This is a genomic window from Anabaena azotica FACHB-119 (assembly GCF_014697625.1).
GTDB classification, from domain to species: domain Bacteria; phylum Cyanobacteriota; class Cyanobacteriia; order Cyanobacteriales; family Nostocaceae; genus Trichormus; species Trichormus azoticus_A.
Map to the genome: position 1 here is coordinate 223,948 of NZ_JACJSG010000002.1, position 24,548 is coordinate 248,495.

Sequence of the window (24,548 nt, forward strand, 5' to 3'; positions counted from 1 at the left end):
CTACGATTAATTAGATGCTGCTGTTACTGCCACATGGGAAATAATTTCTTCTAACTTACCGAGTAATTCTTGCTCGTTGTAAGGTTTAGAAAAATAAGCCCTAGCGCCTAACTGCATTGCCAGTTGCCGATGCTTATTACTACTACGAGATGTCAGCATAGCGACGGGAATATTTTTAGTATCATAGTGAGAATTAATCCTGTCTAAAAAGCCATAACCATCAAGGCGTGGCATTTCAATATCACAAATTATCGCTTGCACTTTTAAACCATTTTCTAATTTCTCCCAAGCCTCTTCTCCATCTTTGGCTTGTTCTACTAAATACCCTCCCTTTTCCAGCGTTAATGCTAGGAAACGCCGCACATTAATTGAGTCATCAATAATTAAAATTGTGCCTTTATGTTGATTAGGTAGTGCTGCTAGTTTGGCACTATCAAAGAAGAGGAATGGCGTTTTTAAGGTAGCTGAGGAAGATTGATAGTTTTTGGTGGGGTGTTGGTTTGTGGCAATTTTATATAGTAATTCGTTGATATTCACTAATGCCACAACTCGACCATCACCTAAAATGGTACAATTACTAAAGCCTTGGGGTAAGGGGATATTTCCTTCAACTTGGCGGATAGCTACTTCTTGTTCACCCCAACAACGCTCTACTAAAATAGCTACAGGTTGATTATTACCTTTAACTATTAAGACGCTATGGGCGTTAATGGCTGGGGGTGTTTCTAGTTCGGGGTTATCGTAGCGGGGACAGTTAAATTCTAGGTGGCGAGTGAGGCGAATTAGGGGTAACATAGTTCCTTGCCAATTGAGGACTTCGTTACCAGCCATTGAGAAAACTTGCTCGTTTTGCAGTAGGAAGAGTTCTGTTACTACGTCGGTAGGAAATGCTAAGAGCATTTTGTTGGTTTCTACTAACAAAACTCTGGCGATGGATAGGGTAAATGGTACTGATAAGGTAAAGGTTGTTCCTCTTCCGGGTTCGGTATCAACTGTAATTTCACCGCGTACCAATTTTAAGTTATTCCGCACTACATCCATCCCCACACCGCGCCCAGATAAAGCGGTGACTTGTTCGGAGGTGCTAAACCCTGGTTCAAAAATTAGTGATAGCAGTTCTTCATCGGTGGCGTTAGCTAGTAAATTCGCGTCTATTCCCATTGCTTGGGCGCGGGTGCGAATTTTGTCTAAAGCAATGCCGCGACCGTCATCGCGCATGGTAATGATGGTACGATTACTGCGGTGTATGGCGGTAATTTCGATTAAGCCTTGTTCTGGTTTGCCTAATGCCTGACGGGTGGCTGGTTCTTCGATACCATGATCAAAGGCGTTTCTTAATAGGTGCATTAAGGGTTCGTTTAATGCTTCTAATATGCTGCGTTCAATTAAGGTGTTACCACCTGTAATTTTCAACTGCACATTCTTCCCATATTCTACATTTAAGTCGCGGATGGCTCTGGGGAAACGCTCAACTAAATCCGACATGGGGCGCATGCGGATATGATTGAGTTTGGTTTGTAATTGTTTTGAGGTTTTGTTGAGTTTACGGGCGACTTGATCTGTATCGTCAAGACCGAGTTGAATGTCTGTGGTGACTTCTTGTACTTGGACAATGGTTTCTGCTACTGTTTGCGATCGCAAATTCAACTCATTATACCGTTCCATCTCCAAAGCATCAAACTCGCTCTGTGCTGCATACTCTCCCCCATTATGAGCATTTACCAACGTTTTGGTAGTTTTTCTCTCATATATTGTGCGTAGTTCTTGATTTTCTCGCTCCAGGGTATGCACTCGCTGGTTGAGGTTCCGCACAAGTTTGCGTAATCTTTCCAATTGGGAGTTGAGTCCATTGCGTTGGATAATTAACTCGCCAAATAAATCGTTGATTTGCTCTAATTGCTTACTGGGAACTCTGACTGTATTTTCTTGATATTCCCGGTCTTTGTTAGCAGTTAATGTATAATCTGTTGTGGTATTTTCTTTAGCAAATTCTGTAATTATATCAGAAAATTCAATCCCAGCCAAGTCACTATTAATATTTTTATCTGTTAAATCTTCAGCAATTAGCTCATTTTCAATTAAGATTTCTGGTGCTTCTAGATTAAATTCTGGCTGAGATGTCGTAGCTGCGGGAAGAGCTAATTTCCCAAACTGAAGTTCTGTAGGTATACTGTCACGTTGATTGGTTAAAACCAGAGCTTGCGATCGCCGCCATGTTTGTAAAGCTAACTGAGCAATTTCTGTGATGTTACCGTTAGCATTTTCTATATGATATTGGATCGACTCACAAAGTCGGGTAAATGCGGTTAACTGTAACATTTCCCCCAACCCGCCCAATTCCGCCGCCATGATGGCGACTTCTTGTTGTAAAGGCTGGTTGGGATCTGCCAAAACCGACTCTAGACGCTGCAAACAGGCTTCCACCTCGGTTTCAAACAACAGAGGAATGATATCTTGCCCCTCCTCTGGTGATAGCATGGTGGCAGCATCTTCAGGACTAGGTTCACCCAGGCGATCGCGCAATTCATCGAAGACTGGATGACAAAATGTGGTTAGCCATTCTTCCTCTACCGTATTTCCCTCTGCTAATAACTCGACAATTTGCCGTAACCAATCAACAGCAGAAAGTAATAAACTCTGTAATTGCGTATCAATTTCTAGAGAATTTTTGCGAGTTTTTAAAACCTTAAAAGCATCTTCCAAACGATGGGATAAATCACTCAAAGCGCGAAATCCCATCATCGCCGCCCCGCCCTTAATTGAGTGGGCGGCGCGTAATGCAGCGTTAATCTTTTCTATCTCAATGCGGCGACTAGTATCGATTTCCAGTAATACCCCTTCTAGGGTATTAATGTAATCTGTGGCTTCTTCCAGAAACTGCATCTGAATTTCTAATTCTTTATCTTTTGACATAGTTATTCGTCAATAGTCAATAGTTAACAGTCAATAGTCAACAGTCAACAGTCAATAGTCAATAGTCAATAGTCAACAAACTTTGTTTTTTACTATGGACTATGGACTATGGACTATGGACTATTAACTTACTTTAAATGTCCCTACAGCTTTTTGTAGCTGGTGAGAAATTTCCACAGTTTGTTTGAGAGATTGGGCTACTAGGCGAGAAGAATCACTACTGCGGTGGGATACAGAAGCGATATCCTGCATGAGTCTACTAACAGTTTGTGATGTTTCTACTTGAGATACAGTAGCGGTAGAAATTGATTGAATTAAAGAGTCGATTTGCTTGGATACATCTAATATTTGCGTCAAGCTTTGTTTAGCTTCTTCAACAATTCTTGTCCCTTCCACAACTTGTGTAGTTCCTACTTCCATCGCCTTCACTACTTCGCTGGTTTCCCGTTGAATGTTCTCGACAATTTGTTCAATTTCTTGCGTAGCTAAGGCGCTTCTGGCGGCTAGTTCGCCAATTTCCTCCGCTACTACACCAAAACCTTCGCCCTCTTCCCCAGCACGGGCGGCTTCGATCCCGGCGTTGATGGCGAGGAGGTTGGTTTGGGTGGCGATTTGGTTGATGATGGAAACTACACGAGAAATTTGTTGGGAAGATTCTCCCAAGCGTTTGACTTTCTTGGCGGTTTCGCCGACGGTTTCCCGCAAGCATAAGATGTTTTGTACAGTCAAGTCCATTGCTTGTCCGCTTTTATTCGCGGTGATGGCTGCATGGTTGGCGACTGTGGCGGCTTGTTGGGCGCTATTGGCTACAGCCTGCATGGAATGGGTCATCTTATCCACTGCGTCTAAGGTGCGGTTGATTTCGGCGGCTTGGGTGAGGGCTTCTTCTGCGAGTTGGCGAATTGCGCCTTCGTTGGAACCGATGGCTGTATTTAATTGTCCGGCTGCTTGTTTGACTTGGGTGACGATATCCCGGAGGTTTTCGACGATGGAGTTGAAAAAGTCGGCGACTGTACCAATTTCGCCGGCTGTGACATCGGCGCGGACTGTTAAATCTCCTTTGGCTACACCTTCGACGTTACTCAGGAGTTCTAGGAGTTGTAATTGTAAAGCATCTTGGGGTTGCCATTCCCGGTCAGGGTTGTTAACAAGAAATCCTCGGTACTTGGAGATAATTTGTAGATGTTCACCGACTTGGTTGATATTTGTCGCCAATGCACCTAATTCATCTTCCCGATTAATTTCTACACGGGTAGTAAATTCACCTTGACCGAGTTTGGCTAAGGCGGAGGTGGCATCCAATAAGGTCTTTGTGGTACGCTGGGCTAACCAAGCTGCGATCGCACCCACTGCACCAGCACTCAATCCTGTACCCAGGAGAATTGTCCATAGTAGTTGTGTTTGTGGTGCAAACAGTACATCTGCATCTGCACTCATCAAAACTTGCCAATTTAAGTTGGGTAGTCCGGGGAAAGTTTGCGGCGGTACGTAACTTAGTAATACTGGCTTTTGCCCAGTTTTGGGAACGGTGACGAAGCTAGTAACTTGTTTTCTCTGGAGACTTGCGGCTAAATTGGGATAATTAGCTTGAGCTTCTTTACCTAAGAGTTCTTTTTCGGGACTGAGAAAAATCGTCCCGGAGTTATCGAGTAGACTATATATATTACCATTAGCCGTGTAGCTTTGCATCACCGTTTCTAGGGCTTGAATCGGCATTTTAGCGCGTACCACAGCGATGATTTGATTGGTGATTGTATCTTTAACTGGTACGGCTATATAAATAGTTGAAACATCTGCTTGTTGAATTATCGGAGTTTCTTTTTGCAGAGTTGCTTGAAAATAACTTTGGTCTTTTTGGTTATATAGAATTTCGCCTCGCGACTGGGCTATTAATTCCCCTTTGATATCGAAGACAGCAATACTTGCATAATTTTGGGAAGTTTGCACCAGGTTATCTAGTACAGCTTGTTTTTCTTCTCTACTTGTCTGCTTACTCACCTGAGTATTGGCAAAAAATGGTAGTTGGGAGATAAATTGAATATCCGCGAACCGTTCCCACATGAAGCGGTTAGCTGTTTGGGTTAATCTAATTGCTGCTGTTTGTTGAGATTTACTGATTTGTTGGGTGATTGATTTGTTGAGGAGGTTATAGGCGATCGCACCGACTGTTAACATGGGGAGAATGCCGAGAGCGATCGCTAAAACTACCGCTTTTGTCTTTAAGCTCAAATTTTGGTAATAATAAATCAAACTCTGCTGATTGAGCAGATGATTCAATTTACTAGAAATTTGTCCTATATTGTGAGATTGTGCCGGAGAAATCAATGATGCTTTATTTTGAGCATCACCACCCTTAGCCATGTCAGTTTTATTAAACATAATTGCACTTTTATCAAATAGTTAATGAGAACAACAAAATACTTGAGGATAATTTTAATTGCCAACCAGTACAGCAGAATTTACAATCGCTTGCGCGTCTAATACGAGGATATTTTCTTCCTGTTGGGTAACACAACCACGTAAATAAGGCACTAAACTAGATGCTACTTGACCAATAGGTGAACGAATCTCATCGGGCATAATTTTAGTTATGCCTTTAATCTCCTGTACTACTAAGCCCAAAAGCATCGATTCTACTTTAATAACGATGACATTATATTGATGTAATCTGTTTTCCAAAGATTCCAAATTGAGCATTTTTGGTAAATCAATTGCCCAAATTATCCGGCTACGCCAATTCATTAACCCTAAAACACAACCAGGCATATTGGGCATAGCTGTGATAGATTCTACAGGTACAATCACTGCTTCTTGGGTATGATTCATTGCTAAAATAGCCGCAGTTTGTTGATTTAAGTAGAATTTAAGATAACCATCTTTTAACTTATTTTGAGGTAACTGATTAGCCAGTGCAGTCTGAGAATTATCCATTAATTTAAACCACCACTGATTTAATTGTGCCTAATAGATGTTCACGAGTGTAAGGTTTGGTGATATAGGCATTAGCGCCTTGTTTCATCGCCCACAAACGGTCTATTTCCAAATTCTTGGAACTGCAAATTACTATCGGCACTTTTTCCGTAATGGGATTTTTTTTCAAAGAACGACATAATTCAAAACCACTCATTTCTGGCATCACTACATCAGTCACAATGACATCAGGATTTTCCGATACAGCCTTCTCCATTGCTTCTTTTGCGCCAGCAGCTTTAATCACGTTGTAACCACTATCTTGTAAATAATGGCTCATCAGTTCTAACTCACTTGGTGAGTCTTCAACAATCAAAATTTTGGCAACCAAGGTAATACTCACTGTTAAATCTCCTTATTTAACCTAGATGTTTAAACACAATTTTTAATAATTCTGATTGGTCAAAAGGCTTAGTTAAATAACCTGAAGACCTAACCATTTTGGCTTTAGCCCTATCAATAAACCCCGTTCTCCCCGTCACCATAATAATAGGCGTATTTTTAAATGCTGAATGTCTCCGCAACAGAGAACATAACTCATAGCCATCTAAATTGGGCATTTCCACATCAAGTAAAATTAAGTCCGGTTTACTTCGCAGAATTTGCATTAAAGCTTTCACCGGGTCGTTAATAGTTACAACTGTAAAGACATTCTCATCTAAAAAGCTTTTGATAGAATTTAAGACAGTTGGACTATCATCAATACAAGCAATAGTATATAATGTTTTTCTAACGAGAGATGGCGTTGCTGTTGGTTGGGAATTTTCCTTAACTTCTGGACTATTGGGTTGAGATGTAGGCGGTGAACTTGGTTTGCTTGGTGGAACTTGTGAAGCAGCATCTGTATTTACAGATGGTTGAGTCTGTTGACGATTTCGTAATTGTTTTTGACAATGTTCAACTAATAAACGCAAATCTAAATGACAGAATTTAGGGAGTTCTTCCCAAGTAGCGTCAGGAAAAAATTCATAGCTTCCCTCTTTAATAAGTAAAAATGTAGCGATGACCTCTTTTCCTAACTCTTCTATCAAAACCGCAGCTTGTTTAGATGTAAGATGATTTTGCTCTACAAGCCAGCAGATAGCTTGATAGTCTGCATATATTATAGACTGAGTTTCACCCTTGGGTTCAAACATCAACCGCATTTGAATGCGAGTAGCGCTGTTGAGAGTGGGAATTTTTTGACTTAAGCGCCGCAGTTGCTGATCAAGACGTGCAAATAATTTATCTGAATAGGAAGCATAAGTAAGTTTACCTGCATCTAAATTAATTGTCCAAGAAGCAGTGTCTGTGAATACACGTAAACAGCCTGTGGCCTTACGGCTGGTGAGTTGAGCTAATAGAGATAGAGGATGTAGTTTATGATTTAACTTGTAATTATTTATAGAAGATGTAGCCATTTTGCTTTTACTTTAAATAAATTCCGAACTTGTCAACTAAGTTGATACAGAAGCTTTACCACAAGTCCTATCGTCATTTAGTTAACTCAGTGCTTGTTTAAAAATACAAAATTTATCACTCCGATCAGGATATGTAGTAAACCACAGTCATAGACAAGATTTTGTAAAAATTTAATCCCCTATAAGGTAGATTTTGGTGAATTTTCTAACTTTATACTGAGATGACTATACCTTCTAGTAGATTAAATGAAAAAAGCTCAAGGTGAAGAAAGCGATATTTTTCTGAGTAGGTTTTGATTTATGAAAACTAAATTAGTATTGCTAATCTAACAGAATCCAACTTAATTCTTATCCGTGTTTACACGTAAAAGAAAAGCTGTTGACTCAATCTAGTCAGATTTTGCTGTATTATTAAGTATGAATACGCAAATTAGTAAAACTCAGCCATGACAATTACCTCCACTGCTGCTAGTGCAATTGTCCATATAGTTCCCAATTTTTCACTTATTATTCATAAAGTTGAAGAAATGGCAGGTGACAGGTGACAGGTGATAGGTGATAGGTGACAGGTGATAGGTGACAGTTATTTCTTTTCTCCCTCATCTCCCTCATCTCCCTCATCTCCCCCATCTCCCCCAGTCCCCAGTCCCCAGTCCCTAACCTAAAAATCCCGATGCGTAAACGCTTTAGCCTCTGCGCCTGTGTAGGTGGCGACGATATGTCCTGCGCCTGTCATTTGATATTTATATGTGACTAGTCCTTCTAAACCTACAGGGCCACGGGGTGGCATTTGTTGGGTACTAATACCTACTTCTGCCCCGAAACCGTAGCGGAAACCGTCAGCGAAGCGAGTAGAACAGTTGTGGAAGACTCCGGCTGAGTTGACCAAGCCAAAGAAAGTGGCGACGGCTGCGGCATCTTCGGTGATAATGGCATCGGTATGACGGGAACCGTATTGATTGATATGAGCGATCGCATCCGTTAATGAATCTACAATCTTAATTGACAAGATAAAATCGCTATACTCTGTTTCCCAATCGCCTGCCGTCGCTGCCTCAATCTCTGGTAAAATATCTAAGGTGCGTTCATCGCCTCGCAATTCTACCTGACGTTCAGCCAAGGCTTGAGCAACTTTGGGTAAGAACTCTGCCGCAATTGCTTGATGAACGAGTAAGGTTTCAATCGCGTTACAAGCCGCAGGATACTGTACCTTAGCATCAACAGTCACCGCCACCGCTTTTTCTAAATCAGCCGCCTTATCTATATATATATGACAAATACCGTCAGCGTGACCAAGTACAGGAATGCGGGTATTTTCCTGCACGAACCGCACAAAAGAGTTGGAACCTCTGGGGATAATTAAGTCCACATATTTATCCAAGCGCAAAAGTTCCACAGTTTCTTCCCTAGTTGTGAGTAGCTGAACCACATCAGGATGAACATCTGTTGTAGATAACCCTTGCTTGACAGCTTTAACTATCGCTTCACAAGAACGTACAGCTTCCTTCCCACATTTGAGAATTACACCATTACCCGACTTGATAGCCAAAGAGATAATTTGGATGGCTGCTTCGGGACGTGCTTCAAAAATAATTCCCAACACACCCAAAGGACAAGTTATCCGCTTGAGGACTAACCCCGTATCCAGTTCACGATGAATTTGTACTTGTCCCACAGGATCTGCTAGTTTACCAACATCCCGCACCCCAGCGATCGCATCTCGTAATTTATGTTCATCCAACTGCAACCGCTTATATAGAGGTTTAGCGATACCAAGAGCCGTAGCCGCTTCACAGTCAGCAATATTTGCCTGTAAAATTTCATCCTGAGCCGATTCTAAAGCAGAAGCGACAGCTGCGATCGCCACATTTTTCGCCTCAGTAGACAGCAGCGCCAGCAAACTCGCAGCCTGTCGAGTTTGTTGAGCAATTTCATTTAGGGAAGATGCAACTTGAGTAGTCATAATTTAGTTATTAGTCATTAGTCATTAGTCATTAGTCCATAGTCAACAGTCAATAGTCAATAGTCCATAGTCCATAGTCCATAGTCCATAGTAGCTATTCTCCCTCATCCCCCTCATCTCCCTATTCCCCTCCTGGGAGGGGTTAGGGGTGGGTTACTCCCTCATCTCCCCCCACTCCCTCATCCCCCTCATCTCTCCCCAGTCCCCTATCCCCAGTCCCCAGTCCCCTGCTATAAATAACAAGTGGAACAGTAGAAAGAGTCCCCTATTATGAAGCGCAGACATAAAGTAGCCTGTCTCTACACATCACTCATCAGTCTTAGCTTATCCGGCTACCTCATACCTGCTGCAATTGTCGCCGCACCGCCGAGAACCCCAGATAAAACGGTAAACTGTGACATTCTCGTAGTCGGTGGTGGACTTTCTGGTGTCGCCACAGCCTACGAAGGTTTACTTGCTGGGAGAAGGGTTTGCTTGACGGAAATTACCGACTGGTTGGGGGGACAAATATCTTCTCAGGGAACCTCGGCTTTAGATGAACGCCCGACACAAAGCCGTCGTCAATTCTATTCTCGCGGTTATTTGGAACTACGCAACCGTATTCAGAAAAAATATGGTGAACTCAACCCCGGAGACTGTTGGGTGAGTGAGTCCTGTTTTTTACCCCGTGATGCCCATACAATTATGGTGCAGATGCTGAGAGATGCCCAGAAGCGGGGGAAGGGGAAATTGGAATGGTTTCCCAACACAGTAATTAAAGATTTGCAAATTTCTCAGGGTAAGTTAATTAATAGCGCGATCGCCATCCAACATCAACCAGCCAAAGGCGCACCCCCCCTTAACACCCTCCCCCTATCACAAACAATTGAAGAAGCTTACAGCTACAGCAACTCACCCCGGTTGACCAAAACCATCATTCGCCTAGTTCCCCATCAAACTCAAGGCAATGCCCCGAAATGGTATGTTGTAGATGCCAGCGAAACTGGTGAAATTATCGCCCTAGCTGATGTCCCCTACCGCTTAGGTATTGATGCGCGTTCCTATTTAGAACCTTCCTCATCCAGTACCCAAAATGACCCCTATTGTACCCAAGGCTTTACTTACACCTTTGCAATGGAGGCTAAAGAGGAAGCGCAACCGCAAAAAATGCCCCCCTATTATCTCCAATATTCACCCTATTTCAGCTATGAATTACCAAGGTTAGCCGACTTTGGCTTAGTATTCACCTACCGCCGCATCTGGAGTCCCAAACAAGGACAACAAGTCAGCTTCAACGGCGTGAGATATTCCGCCCCCACCCCAGGGGATATTTCCATGCAGAACTGGACATGGGGTAACGACTACCGCCCCGGTACAGCCCAAGATAACTTAGTTTACACAAGGCAACAACTACAAGCGACAGGACAGTTAAAATCAGGTGGTTGGCTGGGGGGACTGCGAACCGAAAGCCTCCGCAAAGCTGAAGAAAAAGCTTATTCCTACTATTACTGGTTAGTAGCGGGAACCACCGACTCCCAACTAGGCCCAGATGTGAAGCGTCCCCAACCCAATAACCGCTTCTTAGCTGGGTTAGACTCGCCAATGGGGACAGCACATGGCTTATCAAAATATCCCTATATGCGTGAGGGAAGACGCATCATCGGTCGCCCCAGTTGGGGACAACCCACAGGTTTTACTATCTGGGAAATTGATATTTCTCGCCGTAACTATAACGATGAATATTACCGGAAAACCCTACCCCCCGATATGTATCGCCGTTTAAGAGCCGCATTAGCAGGTTTAGAAGCAACATCCGTAATTTCTGGACAAATTTCCCCAGATAAAGCCATGCGACGCACTCGTTCTACCATTTTCCCCGACGCTGTAGGCATTGGTCACTATGCCATTGACTTCCACCCCTGCATGGAAAAAAGCCCACCAGAAGCCCCCGGTAATAGAGAACGCCCAGGGGAAAGACGCGGCGCAGGACAAGCTTATCCTTTTCAAATCGCCCTGCGGGCAATGATTCCCCAAAAAATCGATAATTTAATAGTAGGCGGTAAAAGTATCGCCACCAGTCACATCGCGGCGGCGGCTTACAGAGTCCACTCCTTTGAATGGTCTGCTGGCGCGGCGGCGGGGACTGTAGCCGCTTTTTCCCTGAAAAATGGAGTCGCACCTTACCAGTTAGTAGATGACCTCCCCAAACCCGAACCCCAACTGCAAGCCCTCAAACGCTTGCTAGAGCAAAATGGCAACCCTACAGCCTTCCCTGATACTTCCATATTTAACGAGAATTGGGAAGACTGGCGCTAGAGGGACTGGGGGAGAGTTTCTCACCTAACGTGATAGGACTTACGCAAGTGTCATTATCAAACTATAGCGGATTGCAATCAGATAGAATACAGATTCATCTGCGTCCATCTGCGTACATCTGCGTTCAATCATTTTTTCTGTACCTCACTGACTTGAAAACCGCTATAATATCAAGTTCGGCTAATTACTTATAATATGGTTGTTTTGGTCGGTAATGGGTAATAGCTAGTAGGTAATTGTTTTCTACCATTACCGATTACCGATTACCTATTACCAGCCCCCAATATATGATAAGTATTTAAGCGGACATGATATAACTCTAGGGTGCGTCAGCCCCAATAATTTCGTAAACATTCAAGGATTTTTCACATCTGACGCACCCTACCCCCCACCTCATTTAACACCGAAACTGAAAGACTTTAAACCAGCCTATTATCTGCGGTTGGAAGTCTGAGAACGAGAGGATGTCGCTGAGACAGATGTAACTCTATAAGTTCCTGATGTAGACTCAGGTATCCCTTTAGGGATCTGATGAGAATTTTGTATTTGCAAAGAACCAGTAGCGGAGCAATATCTATTATTTCTGCATACTGATCTAATCTTTCTTCCTACCGCAGAGTTAGTTTGAAAGAAATATACAACTGTGTCTCCGCTCTGTTCCCCAAAATAGAAGATATAAGAATACTGTTTACCTATTCTCAATGTTCCATCAAAGCTTTGTTGATGTTGATGGTTATTGGCAATAACAGCTTCACTCACTAATAAAGTATTAACTGCGGCCAAAATAGCAATTAGCTTCATACATTATATCCTTATCTGTAAATGTTAGGGAATGTTTTCAAAGTTTTGATAGACTAAACTATGTTGTAGTGTAGCTTTGTAAAATTCTCTGGTTAACTGTTCTATGGTTACAAAACTTTCAATAGCTGTTTACGGCATGAGTACAGCACCAACCGTAGCTCCCGAACGGTCTAATCAAACTGTCCAAAAGCCTTATCCTAATTACAAGGTGATTGTGTTAAATGATGACTTTAATACCTTTCAACACGTCGCCGACTGTTTGATGAAGTATATTCCCGGTATGACTGGTGACTTAGCTTGGGATCTAACTAACCAAGTCCATTATGAGGGACAAGCGATCGTTTGGATAGGGCCGCAAGAACCAGCAGAATTGTATCATCAACAATTGCGTCGGGCGGGCTTGACAATGGCTCCCCTAGAGGCGGCTTAATTATCATGGGTAAACCTGCCAACCACCGTAAATCCGCTTCGCGTAAAGATGGTAGATTAGTTTGGAATCATTCTACCCATTTGCCTGGCCTGATCCCTATTCTAGAACGCCTGTGTCAACAAGATGGTATTCAAACCATTACACCAGGGGTAATTGGTAGGGTGAAAGGCCATTGCCCGAAAATGCAGCTACGTATATCTGTACCTATTCGCGGCGGTTATAAAATTATCGCCCGTCAGGGTAAGACGGTGCAAGAGGTGTTTATCTTAACGCCTCTTGCTCAGGATACCCTCGAACAAATGATTGCGATCGCCTGCGGCACGTAACCCATCGCCTTAATATCATAACTCAGCTTCATAAGTCTATAGTCAACTGACTACTGACTAATCCTGAACTTCTTGCCTGACTGCAAATCTATGTAGTGGCAAACTCAATATACAAGAAAAAGTTAAAAAATATGACAAAGCCGTAGTTACTCTCAACATCATCATCATCGGTTCGTAGTTAGGAAAGACGATCTTTTCCAAACCAAAGGCCACACAATAAACAAGCCAATAACTAAAGCTCATTCTCAATAAAATTTTCTCTGTTTCTTCCCGTTCGTCATCCTTTGTACCCTTGCGCTCCCACAGCAGCATTAAACCCAGAATACAAGCCACAAAGGAAACAGCAACCACAGACCCATGACACAAGAAATTCACTCCGTGCATCTGTATTTATCCTAAATTTTGCCATTGAGATTCAGTCTAAAGGAATAGTCCTTCAGTCAACACAAAATAGTAACAAACTGCAATATAAAGCCATGCTTTTTGTTAACAAATGCAACGATAAATATATCAGTTTGATTTAATCAAAAATTATTACTTATTGTTAAATTTATAAGTATTTTAATGAATTTCTATTGACAGAAACAGCAACATATTCCAAGTATAAGTCTATACTTGCTTAGTCATACCGAGTTGTGTTTAAAGATGTTTGTTTTAGCAGGAAAGGAAGCAACCCACCCCTAGCCCCTCCCAAGAGGGGAACCCACCCCTAGCACCTCCCAAGAGGGGAACCCACCCCTAGCCCCTCCCAAGAGGGGAACCCACCCCTAGCCCCTCCCAAGAGGGGAACGGGAAGTAGCACAGAGTAAGATACTATCTTTGACTGCAACTTAGTTAGGACTTACGCAAGTGTCATAATCAAACTAACTGTAGTGGCTTGGCAAGCCTAAAATAGTGCATTAGCGAATTGCTCATCTGCGTTCATCTGCGTTCATCTGCGTTCCATTTTTTTCAAATCTATTGCCACATTTTAGCCTTGACACGCCAGTAGGGTGCGTCAGCTTCAATAATTTCGCACAGATTAAAGGATTTTCCACATCTGACGCACCCTACTACTGTGCCAGTTGCGTAAGTCCTGTTATAGCAGTCGAAGCATAGGTTAGGACAACATACAATTTTAAAACCTTTAATTTCAAAGGCTTCCAGCCCTGTCAAGAGTCCCCTATAACCCAATACGGTTCAGATAAGAATAATTAACCGCCGATAAACGCCGATAAACGCCGATAAATCAGGATGTTTCCCTCAAATTTGCCATTATATCTAGTCTTAACTGAACTGTATTGCCCTATAACCTGTCCCCTGCTATAGTATGAAACTTCTTATAGTACAATATTACCATAAAAAGAGACTCTAACAATATCAACCCCACACTGCACCCGTGGGGTTTTTATAATTCTAAACTCCTCATCTAAAAGTCCTTCACAAAAACCTCTGTGTCTTCGTGTCTCTGTGGTGAAAAATACCCCTTAAACACAAACAAAAACTACCTTAATCAATCAACCCCTCCAACTCAACCTGTAAATCTTGAGTTAAGATACCCACAGCCTTTTTAGCAGCTTGGCGGTTATTTTGTACCTGTTCCCAACGTTGCGTAACCGAAATAGGCGTACCCACCTTAATTATCGCTTGACGCAAACCTAACCTTGGTCGCCCTGGTAGAGTGGATTGTTGTATACGAGCCAGCATATCAAACATCAGTAAAGCCGTCTCGGCAAATCTATCAGCACTGTGCTTTTCTTGAATATAACTAGCGTTGACAGCGACAAAACTTTCCACCAGACGCATATGCTGTACTCGTAAGTCTGCTTCTTGGGCTACCCAGTCAGCTAAACCGCGTCGCAAAGGCGGTAAAGTATCGATATCGGGTAAGTCATCGCGGTAAATCCAATTCCAACTCGCCTCTTCCAAACGGCGACAACGGTCGATAAAATTACCTTGGGCAGGTATGCCAAAATATTTTTCAGATACTTGTAAAGCTTTATCTAATAAACGATGCAGTCTAGCAATTAACACTTCATTGGACGTAGCGGTTTCCGCAGTCACAATAGTTGTGGGAATATCTTGATGGTAGAAGCGGCGATAAAACTCTTCCATCTCCGTAATTAGATATTCACCCAACCGACAAATGCGTTGATAGTAAATTTCTGGCTCATGTTTTGCCGACTCAGCAATTGATTGTACTGGTAAACCACTATCAGCTTCTAACTTACTCAACAACCCAGCCAACTTTGACCAAGGCGGTGTAACGTAGCGATATTGGATAGATACTGGGACAATCATAACAGCCTCAGTGCGGTTAGCTTTGTGCAAATCTTCCACACACCAAAAACCCAATTGAGCCACACCCGGTTCTAAAGGGCTGACAATCCCACTATGACCATTATTACCACCTTCAGGGGCAACAGCGATCGGGAATTGAGCATTAGCAAATAAATCTCGCGCCGTTTGGATAGCTTGTCTATCTAACCGCCTTCCGCGACGAATTGGAACACCCCCCAACCGGGAAAATAACCAACCCAACCAATTCCCAGCCCATATCGTCATTCCTCGGTCGTAAACAAAATGGCTGTGGACAGGATATTGCAACTGGATGCCCTTTTGCCGCGCCACCTGTGGGACAATGCGAGAAATGAAGTACAGCATACACAAGGGGTCTTCCACTTCTGGGTGACGAAACGCCAACAAGAAGCGAATTTTACCCGCTTGGAATTGTTGATAGAGTTGGGCTAAGACCTCAGCGTTCTCCCCTTGTATATCGACAATACCAGCCGGGAGCCAAGGGCGAGTGCGAAAACGCAATACAAGGGGTAGCCACCACTGCATTAGTCGCAGGATCAGCAGATTAAAGTTGTGAGGGATAAATTTTAAGGGCGGTTGGGTGGAGTTAATTAATTTAGGCAAGTGATGCTCCCATCTGTGTAATTAACAATATATGCCTAATTGATTTTGGCACTTCTAAAAGCAAGCGATCGCTGTTAGCTTAAATTATGAGTTACGCCACCCAACCAGATGAACACACCACCAGACCCACGCAAATACGCCCCAGCCACACAGCGCAACCGCGAACCCATCTTAGAAGTGCTATTACAAGTCTTACCTGCCAGTGGCACAATTTTAGAAATAGCAAGTGGTACTGGTGAACACGCCATTTTCTTCGCCCCCCGCCTCAGTCCGCGTCAATGGCTACCCTCCGACCCCAACCCCGAATTACGAGCCAGCATAACCGCTTGGACAGCCCAATTTCCCGCCGATAATCTTTATCCACCCCTAGAACTTGATGCTAGTCAGCCAATATGGCCAGTAGAACTAGACGCAGACTTACCATCCCCCATTGTTGCCATAGTCAATATCAATATGATTCACATTTCCCCTTGGTCAGCCTGTTTAGGACTCATGGCTGGCGCTGGGCGGATTTTGCCACCAGGGGGTATCCTGTATCTATACGGCCCTTACAAACAAGGCACAGAGCATACCGCACCCAGTAACGCCACTTTCGATCAATCATTACGCTCTCAAAATCCAGACTGGGGTGTACGTAACCTAGAAGATGTGGTTGCAGCAGCTCAAGAACAGAATCTTCAACTACAAAAAGTCTACCAAATGCCTGCAAATAACCTTTCCGTAGTTTTTCAACTCTGCGTATAAAAATGGAGATTAGCAGACTCGAACTGCTGACATCCTGCTTGCAAAGCAGGCGCTCTACCAACTGAGCTAAACCCCCGTAAAATTAAATTAGTAACCATAATTATTATAACCGAAGACTCTGATTTTGACAAAGGGATGAACCAAAAAAATACACAAATTGTGGCAACATTTTATAAGTTCGTGAGTTTGCCGGATTTCGCCGAGAAACAAGACCCCCTGTTAGCCTACTGTTTAGACCAAGGTATCAAGGGGACAATTCTCCTAGCCCAAGAAGGAATCAACGGGACAATTGCAGGTTCGCGTCCAGCTATTGACGCTGTATTGTCCTATCTGCGTTCTGACCCCCGCTTACAAGACCTAGAACACAAAGAGTCTACCGCCGACAACCCACCATTTGAGCGGATGAAGGTGCGGTTGAAAAAAGAAATTGTTACCTTGGGTTTACCGGAAGTTGACCCCAATGAACAGGTGGGCACTTATGTTACGCCGCAAGAATGGAATGAGTTAATTTCTGACCCGGAAGTAACGGTAATTGACACTCGTAACGATTACGAAGTACATATTGGCACTTTCAAAGGGGCGCAAAATCCCCAAACTAATTCATTTCGGGATTTCCCCGAATATGTCCGCCAAAACCTTGACCCTAGTAAACAAAAGAAAGTTGCCATGTTTTGTACTGGGGGTATTCGTTGCGAAAAAGCCTCATCTTTTATGCTGTCTCAAGGTTTTGCAGAGGTGTATCACTTGAAAGGGGGGATACTCAAGTATTTGGAGGAAGTTCCACCGGAAGACAGTTTGTGGGAAGGTGAATGTTTTGTCTTTGATGAACGCATAGCTGTAGGTCATGGGTTAGAGCCGGGAAGTCATGATTTATGCTTCTGTTGTGGACATCCATTGTCGGAGGAGGATAAAGCATCAGCGAAGTATGAGGAGGGGATTTCTTGTCCTTGGTGTTTTGATGGTTTGACTGAGGAGAAGAGAGTCAGACAACAGGAGAAATGGCGACAGTTGCAGTTAAAAATGTTGAGAGTTGATACTGCATCGTAGACTAATATGATCACTGTGATTAACTCATCATCACCGCTATGAAAGCTATATCCAGTCCCATCAACCTGTTGGAATATGAACAGTTAGCCAAAACTCATCTATCTCAGATGGCTTTGGACTATTATATCAGTGGGGCTGGGGATGAAATGACGCTGCGAGATAACCGTGCAGCTTTTGAGCGAGTCAAGCTGCGCCCAAAGATGCTAGTTGATGTCAGCGAAATTAACCTGACTACCTCGGTGTTGGGAGAGCCTTTGCAATTACCGCTACTAATTGCACCGATGGCGTTTCAATGTTTGGCGCATCCTGATGGGGAACTAGCCACAGCAACGGCGGCTGCATCAGCAGGTTTGGGTATGGTGTTGAGTACCTTGTCTACCCAAAGTATAGAAGATGTGGCAGAGGTTGGGAGTAAATTTGACAATGCTCTGCAATGGTTCCAACTTTACATCCATAAAGACCGGGGATTGACTCGTGCTTTAGTAGAAAAAGCTTATGCAGCAGGTTATAAGGCTCTTTGCTTGACTGTGGATGCGCCTGTGTTGGGACAAAGAGAACGCGATCGCCACAATGAGTTTACCTTGCCTGCTGGGCTACAATTAGCTAATCTAGTTAACATATCCGGGTTAGAAATTCCTGATGAGCAAGAAGAATCGGGATTATTTACTTATTTCGCCCAACAACTAGACCCGGCTTTGACTTGGGACGATTTGGAATGGTTGCAATCTTTATCTCCTCTACCGTTAGTAGTTAAAGGGATTTTACGCAGCGATGATGCAGTGCGGGCGGTGGAGTATGGAGCCAAAGCCATTGTAGTGTCTAATCATGGGGGCAGACAATTAGATGGTGCGATCGCCTCATTAGATGCTCTCAGTGAAATAGTACCAGCCGTCAATGGTAGAGCCGAGGTTCTAGTAGATGGCGGTATTCGTCGGGGTACAGATATTCTCAAAGCCTTAGCTATAGGCGCACAAGCTGTATTAATCGGTAGACCAATTTTGTGGGGACTAGCTGTAGGCGGACAAGCGGGTGTATCTCATGTAATATCTTTACTGCAAAAAGAGCTAAATGTAGCAATGGCTCTTATGGGTTGTTCTACACTAGCGGAGATCGATTCTAGTTTCCTGCATTTTAAGTGAAGGGGAGATGAGGGAGATGAGGGAGAAACCCACCCCTAACCCCTCCCAAGAGGGGAACAGGAAGCAGAGGGCAATAACTTTTGACTATGGACTATGGACTGTTGACTAATTTCAACCAACTCCTTGCCATAACCTAAATGCCTGTACTATAATAGTGAAGTTGCCTCCAAGGGCGGGTGGCGAAACTGGTAGACGCACCACACTCAAAATGTGGCGACCTTGCGGTCATAGGAGTTCGATTCTCCTCCTGCCCACTGTTTACTAAAAAGAGAAAGTAGATGCGATTAAAAAGATGGGAATCTCCCCGCCGAGAAGGGAGAAATGATAAAGGTAGAGGCGGTTCTGCCAGAAAGAGACAACTGAAAAAGCAAAGACAAATGTTGCGGCAAAAGCTCAAAGAAGCTAACCAGCAAGACAACAAAAAGAATAATCAAAATGGGGGAGATAAACCAATCTTCCCCATTTTTTTTGCACTACCTTTGTCAGTGGTTAGTAGTCAGTTGTTTTTCCCGGATTTCTCACCACAGCTATCAAAGCCTGTGCTTGTGCAGGTTCGCTAGTATTCGCTACTGGGAGTGTAAACCCTAGCCTTTTTTAAGAGGGATAGGGGGATAAATTAGTGCTTGATATCACAATCAACGGCTGAAAACATACTCTTATATTAAGTTCGGATGAATAGTATAATAATAAGATTAGAACAGTTGCTGTGCATCTAAAACGAATTGCGATCGTTAACCACATGAGTACAGAGGAGCTGTTGGTTCGCTATCGTCAGACGACACAAGCAACAGAACGTAGCCATTACCAAATAATATGGTTATTAGCCACAGGAAAAACAGTGAATGAGGTGGCGCAAGTAACAGGATATACAAGAATTTGGATTTATCAATTAATAAAACGTTATAACCAAATCATCTATTTACCTGCCTATTCGCCTGAACTACAACCCGCAGAACGCTTGTGGCCTTTAGCTAACGAGATTGTCGCTAATCACTCTCCAAGTTCTTTAGATGAATTAGAAGCTTTGTTAGTGCTTGGTTGCCAAGAACTGATGAAACAACATAATTTAATCTCTGGTCTAACTTGCTACCACTGGTGGCCAAGAACCAGGGAAGCTTAATTATCAGTGTTTATCCGAACTTGATATTAGGGGGGATCAAGCGAAATATTGCATACTTGTGAGACATCTTCTAATCAGCAACGCCAAGATATTACTTTCATCTAACTGCTGACATAAGAATTGCTAACGTCTAAAAATATATCTAATGGTTTAATAGAATCTGGTCAAAAACACTGTACTTTAATAAAAGATTACGCAATTCTCCTACTTTGGCTTGGTTGTAAGCAATGAACTCTAGGCGCTCTAAAAAATCTCAGTCGAATACTCCTGATGGAGAGCAGCAAGGGAACGAAAATCAATCATTTCCGATAGTTGGGATTGGAGCATCTGCCGGTGGGTTGGAAGCATTTACACAGTTACTCAGCCATTTACCCTCCGATACGGGCATGGGATTTGTATTAATTCAGCATCTCAGTCCCAACCAAAAAAGTATTCTAGCTGAGATTTTAGCCAATACAACTCAAATGCCTGTAGAGCAAGCCCAGAATGACATGGTGGTGGAACCAAATCATGTATATGTGATTCCGCCCAATGTTATGCTGACTATCTCTGGTGGTAAGCTGCAACTGAGTCCGCGTCAGCAGGTGCGGGGACATGTGATGTCAGTTGATACATTCTTCTTTTCCTTGGCTGAGGATCAGGGAAGTAAAGCTATTGGTATTGTGTTGTCTGGGGGTGATGCTGATGGTGCAAGGGGGCTGGAAGTCATCAAGGAAGCTGGCGGGATTACTTTTGCTCAGTGTGAGGACACAGCCCAAGTCAGCAGTATGCCTAAAACGGCTGTCGCTTCTGGTCAGGTAGACTTTGTATTAAGGCCACAAGAAATTGCTCAGGAGTTGGCTAAACTCAGTCGTCATCCCTACGTCAGTCGCTCCAGCAAGGGAAAATCGGCTGAAGTTCTACCCAAAGCAGGGGATGCTCTGGCGACAATTTTTAATCTGTTAAAGGCGGCGACGGGAGTTGATTTTCACCAATATAAGGAAACCACCCTCAAGCGCCGCATTCTCCGGCGGATGATTTTATATAAGTTGGAGAGATTAGAGGATTATGTAAGTTATTTGCAAGAGCATTCTGAGGAAGTCAAAGCCCTGTCTCAGGATGTGCTAATTAATGTTACCAGTTTCTTCCGAGATCCTGAAGCTTTTGATGCTTTAAAAACTAAGGTATTTCCGAAAATTATCAAAGAACATAATGCCAATTTTCCTATCCGTGTGTGGGTGGCGGGATGTTCTACAGGGGAAGAAGCCTATTCAATTGCTATCTGCTTACTGGAATATTTGCATAATCAGGGGATTAATAAACCAATCCAAATTTTTGCTACAGATATTAATGAATCAGCCATTGAGAAGGCGAGGATAGGTATTTACAAGCATAACCAATTAATTGATGTTTCACGCGATCGCCTGCAATGCTTTTTTGTCTCCATAGATGATGGCTATCAAATTAGCAAGCCAGTGCGAGAGTTGTGTGTCTTTGCTAAACAAAACCTCATCGGCGATCCTCCCTTTTCCCACCTTGACCTAATTACCTGCCGCAATGTCCTAATTTATTTGAGTTCGGCTGTGCAAAAGAAACTACTGCCTATTTTCCACTATGGTTTAAATTCAACTGGGTTTTTAATGCTCGGTACTTCGGAAACAGTAGGTGAGTTTACCGAATTGTTCACCTTGATTGACAGAAAATACAAACTTTATTCCCGCAAACTGGGTAATACTACCCTGGGAATTGATTTAGTTGGCAATAACCAACCGAGCGAAACTGTCCAACTTCCACAACCAAGGAGCGAAGAAGCTTGGAATGATTTGGAAATGGCAAAAGTAGCTGACCAAATTGTGTTGGATCAGTTCGCTCCAGTTGGTGTAATTATTGACAGCGAATTAGAAATTTTGCAATTTCGCGGACAGACTAGCCCCTATCTGCAACCACCATCAGGCAGACCTAGCTTTAATTTGCTGAAAATGGCTAGGGAAGAATTAAGGCTAGATTTACGTACCACTTTTCACCAAGCTAGAAAGCGCAATCTAGCGGTGAGGAAACAAGGCATACAAATTGCCGATGGCGATCGCCTCAAACTGGTGCAGATAGATATACTACCATTTAATCCGCCCAATACCACAAAACGCTACTTTTTAGTAATGTTTACGGATATGGGGCCGCTTACCTCTCCTATGTTAGATGTGGCGAAAACTCCTACTGCTATCAGAAAACGTAAACCCACAGATGAAGAAAAAGAAATTAACCACATCAGACAAGAGTTAGCCACTACTAAAGAATATTTGCAGTCAATTATTGAAGAACAACAAGCCACTAATCAAGACCTCAGAGCCGCTAACGAAGAAATTCTTTCGAGTAACGAAGAGTTGCAAAGCACCAATGAGGAGTTAGAAACGGCGAAAGAGGAAATACAGGCAACTAATGAAGAATTAAACACCATTAACGACGAATTACAACGCCGCAACCTGGAATCCTCCCAAGTTAACAACGATTTACAAAACCTCCTCAGCAGTATCAATATACCCATCCTCATGTTAGGGGGTGATTTACGCATTCGCCGCTTTACTCCGGTAGCCGAGAGGATTTTCAACCTCATTCCCTCCGATGTCGGGCGGCGATTTAGTGATATAAATCACAACTTAAATATTCCCGACTTAGAACAGCAAATTCTCTGTGTCATCAACACACTCAACTTTAAAGCACAGGAAATCCAAGACCATGAGGGACATTGGTATGATTTACGCATCCGCCCCTATCGCACAGTAGAGAACAAAATCGACGGTGCAGTAGTAGTATTAGTTGATATCGACGACCTCAAACGCAGCGCCAGGCAAATTACCGCCGCCAGGGATTACGCCGAGGCAATTGTCGCCACAGTGCGGGAATCACTGATAGTGTTAGATACAGAATTAAAAGTAATTACCGCAAATCAATTCTTTTATGAAAAATTCCATGTATCACCAGAAGAGACAGAACAACAACTGATTTATGAGATTGGTAATGGACAGTGGGATATACCCGAATTGCGATCGCTCCTAGAAGACATTCTCCCCCATCAAAGCCAGTTCCAAAACTTAGCAATTGAGCATGAATTTGAGGAGATTGGGCGGAAAATCATGCGGTTGAATGCGCGGAAACTCTCACACATCCACGACGCACCGATGATACTCCTAGTAATTGAAGATATTACCGAGCAGAAGCAACTAGAAGCGGAACGGACGCAACTTTTGGCACAAGAACAAGCAGCCCGTGAAGCCGCAGAGACAGCCAACCGCGCCAAAGATGAATTTTTATCAATTCTCTCCCACGAACTGCGAAACCCCCTCAACGCCATGCTGGGCTGGGCAAACCTACTCCGCACCCACGACATAGACGCAGCATCAGTAACTCAAGGATTAGAAGCCATCGAACGCAGCGCCCAAGCCCAAGCCAGCCTAATCAGTGACTTATTGGATATCTCCCGCATCAGTTCGGGTAGACTGCGGATGGATGCCCAAGTAGTCGAACTTGTACCGATTATTGAAGCAGCGATCGCCGTCGTCCGCCTAGCAGCAGAAGCCAAAAACATCCAAATTTACACCAACCTAGACTCCACACGCAAACCAATAGTAGGCGACCCCGTGCGCTTACAACAGGTGATTTGGAATTTACTTTCTAACGCCATCAAATTCACCCCAGTCCGAGGGAGAATTGATGTCACCCTAGAATACACTTCCATAGAAGCCCAAATTCAAGTCAAAGACACAGGTCAAGGTATCACACCTGACTTCCTCCCTCATATATTTGAACGCTTCCGTCAAGCCGATGGCAGCAGAACCCGCTCAAATCCAGGCTTAGGCTTAGGGCTTTCCATCGTCTGCCACTTAGTAGAACTCCACGGCGGTACAGTAGAAGCCACCAGCCCAGGCGAAGGCCAAGGCACAACCTTTACAATTCGCCTGCCATTACAAAGCATCCAGAGTCAGATGTCCTACCTCACCCCCAGCGAGTCATATACCTTTACCAGACCTGAATTATCCATTGATAACATTGCTTCATTGGCAGGGCTAAAGGTACTTGTGGTAGATGATGAAGCCGACATCCGCCAATTATTTAAGTTAATCCTCGAAGAATATGGTGTCGAAGTCACAACAGTTGCATCAGCCAGCGCCGCCCTATCAACCCTGATGGCAAATCCCAACGGCTACGACGTACTCCTATCCGACATCGGTTTACCAGGAGAAGACGGTTACTCCCTCATGCGCCAAGTCAGGGCGCTAGATGCAGAAATTGGTGGACAAATCCCCGCCGCCGCCCTCACAGCCTATGCAGGTCAAGCAGAATATGCCGAAGCCTTAGCCGCCGGCTACCAAACCCACATCGCCAAACCCATCGACCCCTCGCAACTAGTGGCTTTGGTCGCATCCTTGACTGGGAGAGTGAGGAGGTGAGGGACTGGGGAAAAGGGAAAGGGGGAAGGGGAAGGGGGAAAGGGGAAAGGGGAAGGGGGAAGGGGGAAAGAAACT

General features: G+C 43.7%; 18 protein-coding genes and 2 tRNA genes. 10 read left to right on the forward strand and 10 right to left on the reverse strand.

From position 1 onward, the window contains the following. Positions 1-6: 6 nt before the first annotated feature. The 6 genes from H6G83_RS02330 to H6G83_RS02355 form a co-directional block, all read right to left on the reverse strand. A complete protein-coding gene (locus H6G83_RS02330) occupies positions 7-2,913 on the reverse strand; it encodes a hybrid sensor histidine kinase/response regulator (protein ID WP_190466330.1) in 2,907 nt (968 codons plus the stop codon). Between the two features lie 123 nt (positions 2,914-3,036). Further along, positions 3,037-5,292, reverse strand: coding sequence for a methyl-accepting chemotaxis protein (locus H6G83_RS02335; protein WP_190466332.1), 2,256 nt, complete (start codon positions 5,290-5,292; stop codon positions 3,037-3,039). 54 nt (positions 5,293-5,346) lie between these two features. Then, positions 5,347-5,844 carry a chemotaxis protein CheW gene (locus H6G83_RS02340; RefSeq protein WP_190466335.1) on the reverse strand — a complete coding sequence of 166 codons (498 nt, stop codon included), beginning with the start codon at positions 5,842-5,844 and terminating at the stop codon, positions 5,347-5,349. A gap of 4 nt (positions 5,845-5,848) precedes the next feature. Then, the gene (locus H6G83_RS02345) at positions 5,849-6,226 is read right to left on the reverse strand and encodes a response regulator (protein ID WP_190466337.1); all 378 of its coding nucleotides are present in this window, start codon (positions 6,224-6,226) and stop codon (positions 5,849-5,851) included. A 16-nt stretch (positions 6,227-6,242) separates the two neighbouring features. Next, positions 6,243-7,283, reverse strand: a complete 1,041-nt coding sequence (locus H6G83_RS02350; RefSeq protein ID WP_190466339.1) for a response regulator — start codon at positions 7,281-7,283, stop codon at positions 6,243-6,245. A gap of 661 nt (positions 7,284-7,944) precedes the next feature. Further along, positions 7,945-9,246 carry a glutamate-5-semialdehyde dehydrogenase gene (locus tag H6G83_RS02355; protein ID WP_190466341.1) on the reverse strand — a complete coding sequence of 434 codons (1,302 nt, stop codon included), beginning with the start codon at positions 9,244-9,246 and terminating at the stop codon, positions 7,945-7,947. A 270-nt stretch (positions 9,247-9,516) separates the two neighbouring features. On the opposite strand from H6G83_RS02355, the gene H6G83_RS02360 reads away from it, so the two are divergent. After that, complete coding sequence (locus H6G83_RS02360) at positions 9,517-11,541, forward strand: FAD-dependent oxidoreductase (RefSeq protein ID WP_190466343.1); 2,025 nt, start codon at positions 9,517-9,519, stop codon at positions 11,539-11,541. A gap of 432 nt (positions 11,542-11,973) precedes the next feature. Here the strand turns inward: H6G83_RS02360 and H6G83_RS02365 are convergent, their stop codons facing one another. Next, complete coding sequence (locus tag H6G83_RS02365) at positions 11,974-12,342, reverse strand: hypothetical protein (protein WP_190466344.1); 369 nt, start codon at positions 12,340-12,342, stop codon at positions 11,974-11,976. Between the two features lie 103 nt (positions 12,343-12,445). Between H6G83_RS02365 and clpS the strand changes: the two genes are divergently transcribed. Continuing rightward, positions 12,446-12,772: an ATP-dependent Clp protease adapter ClpS gene (gene clpS, locus H6G83_RS02370; RefSeq protein WP_190466347.1), complete on the forward strand. Its 327-nt coding sequence runs from the start codon at positions 12,446-12,448 to the stop codon at positions 12,770-12,772. 5 nt (positions 12,773-12,777) lie between these two features. After that, the gene (locus H6G83_RS02375) at positions 12,778-13,098 is read left to right on the forward strand and encodes a DUF2103 domain-containing protein (protein ID WP_190466350.1); all 321 of its coding nucleotides are present in this window, start codon (positions 12,778-12,780) and stop codon (positions 13,096-13,098) included. 57 nt (positions 13,099-13,155) lie between these two features. Here H6G83_RS02375 and H6G83_RS02380 read toward each other — a convergent pair whose 3' ends face one another. Then, a complete protein-coding gene (locus H6G83_RS02380; RefSeq protein ID WP_190466353.1) occupies positions 13,156-13,482 on the reverse strand; it encodes a hypothetical protein in 327 nt (108 codons plus the stop codon). Between the two features lie 1,104 nt (positions 13,483-14,586). Then, positions 14,587-15,999: a 1-acyl-sn-glycerol-3-phosphate acyltransferase gene (locus H6G83_RS02385; protein ID WP_190466356.1), complete on the reverse strand. Its 1,413-nt coding sequence runs from the start codon at positions 15,997-15,999 to the stop codon at positions 14,587-14,589. Between the two features lie 108 nt (positions 16,000-16,107). On the opposite strand from H6G83_RS02385, the gene H6G83_RS02390 reads away from it, so the two are divergent. After that, on the forward strand, positions 16,108-16,743 hold the full coding sequence (locus tag H6G83_RS02390; protein WP_190466359.1) for a class I SAM-dependent methyltransferase: 636 nt from the start codon (positions 16,108-16,110) through the stop codon (positions 16,741-16,743). A gap of 3 nt (positions 16,744-16,746) precedes the next feature. Here the strand turns inward: H6G83_RS02390 and H6G83_RS02395 are convergent. Continuing rightward, positions 16,747-16,819: transfer RNA gene (locus H6G83_RS02395), tRNA-Ala, on the reverse strand. A 59-nt stretch (positions 16,820-16,878) separates the two neighbouring features. Here H6G83_RS02395 and trhO point away from each other — a divergent pair. The 6 genes from trhO (at position 16,879) to H6G83_RS02425 (ending at position 24,473) form a co-directional block, all read left to right on the forward strand. After that, entirely contained in the window at positions 16,879-17,790 is a 912-nt protein-coding gene (gene trhO / locus H6G83_RS02400) for an oxygen-dependent tRNA uridine(34) hydroxylase TrhO (RefSeq protein ID WP_190466362.1), read from the forward strand. 38 nt (positions 17,791-17,828) lie between these two features. Next, entirely contained in the window at positions 17,829-18,929 is a 1,101-nt protein-coding gene (locus tag H6G83_RS02405) for an alpha-hydroxy acid oxidase (protein ID WP_190466364.1), read from the forward strand. 170 nt (positions 18,930-19,099) lie between these two features. Next, a tRNA-Leu gene (locus tag H6G83_RS02410) sits at positions 19,100-19,183 on the forward strand. A 24-nt stretch (positions 19,184-19,207) separates the two neighbouring features. Further along, positions 19,208-19,489, forward strand: coding sequence for a hypothetical protein (locus H6G83_RS02415; protein ID WP_190466497.1), 282 nt, complete (start codon positions 19,208-19,210; stop codon positions 19,487-19,489). A gap of 146 nt (positions 19,490-19,635) precedes the next feature. Next, positions 19,636-20,049 (forward strand): helix-turn-helix domain-containing protein, encoded by a 414-nt coding sequence (locus H6G83_RS02420; RefSeq protein ID WP_206758978.1) that lies wholly within the window; start codon positions 19,636-19,638, stop codon positions 20,047-20,049. Positions 20,050-20,276: 227 nt separating this feature from the next. Continuing rightward, entirely contained in the window at positions 20,277-24,473 is a 4,197-nt protein-coding gene (locus H6G83_RS02425; protein ID WP_190466372.1) for a chemotaxis protein CheB, read from the forward strand. The last annotated feature ends 75 nt before the right edge of the window (positions 24,474-24,548 follow it).

Coding starts and splice junctions, on each gene's coding strand:
- H6G83_RS02330 (WP_190466330.1), bottom strand. CDS start 2,913: ATGTCAAAAGATAAAGAATTAGAAATTCAGATGCAGTTTCTGGAAGAA.
- H6G83_RS02335 (WP_190466332.1), bottom strand. CDS start 5,292: ATGTTTAATAAAACTGACATGGCTAAGGGTGGTGATGCTCAAAATAAA.
- H6G83_RS02340 (WP_190466335.1), bottom strand. CDS start 5,844: ATGGATAATTCTCAGACTGCACTGGCTAATCAGTTACCTCAAAATAAG.
- H6G83_RS02350 (WP_190466339.1), bottom strand. CDS start 7,283: ATGGCTACATCTTCTATAAATAATTACAAGTTAAATCATAAACTACAT.
- H6G83_RS02355 (WP_190466341.1), bottom strand. CDS start 9,246: ATGACTACTCAAGTTGCATCTTCCCTAAATGAAATTGCTCAACAAACT.
- H6G83_RS02360 (WP_190466343.1), top strand. CDS start 9,517: ATGAAGCGCAGACATAAAGTAGCCTGTCTCTACACATCACTCATCAGT.
- H6G83_RS02365 (WP_190466344.1), bottom strand. CDS start 12,342: ATGAAGCTAATTGCTATTTTGGCCGCAGTTAATACTTTATTAGTGAGT.
- clpS (WP_190466347.1), top strand. CDS start 12,446: ATGGTTACAAAACTTTCAATAGCTGTTTACGGCATGAGTACAGCACCA.
- H6G83_RS02375 (WP_190466350.1), top strand. CDS start 12,778: ATGGGTAAACCTGCCAACCACCGTAAATCCGCTTCGCGTAAAGATGGT.
- H6G83_RS02380 (WP_190466353.1), bottom strand. CDS start 13,482: ATGCACGGAGTGAATTTCTTGTGTCATGGGTCTGTGGTTGCTGTTTCC.
- H6G83_RS02390 (WP_190466359.1), top strand. CDS start 16,108: ATGAACACACCACCAGACCCACGCAAATACGCCCCAGCCACACAGCGC.
- trhO (WP_190466362.1), top strand. CDS start 16,879: ATGAACCAAAAAAATACACAAATTGTGGCAACATTTTATAAGTTCGTG.
- H6G83_RS02405 (WP_190466364.1), top strand. CDS start 17,829: ATGAAAGCTATATCCAGTCCCATCAACCTGTTGGAATATGAACAGTTA.
- H6G83_RS02415 (WP_190466497.1), top strand. CDS start 19,208: ATGCGATTAAAAAGATGGGAATCTCCCCGCCGAGAAGGGAGAAATGAT.
- H6G83_RS02425 (WP_190466372.1), top strand. CDS start 20,277: ATGAACTCTAGGCGCTCTAAAAAATCTCAGTCGAATACTCCTGATGGA.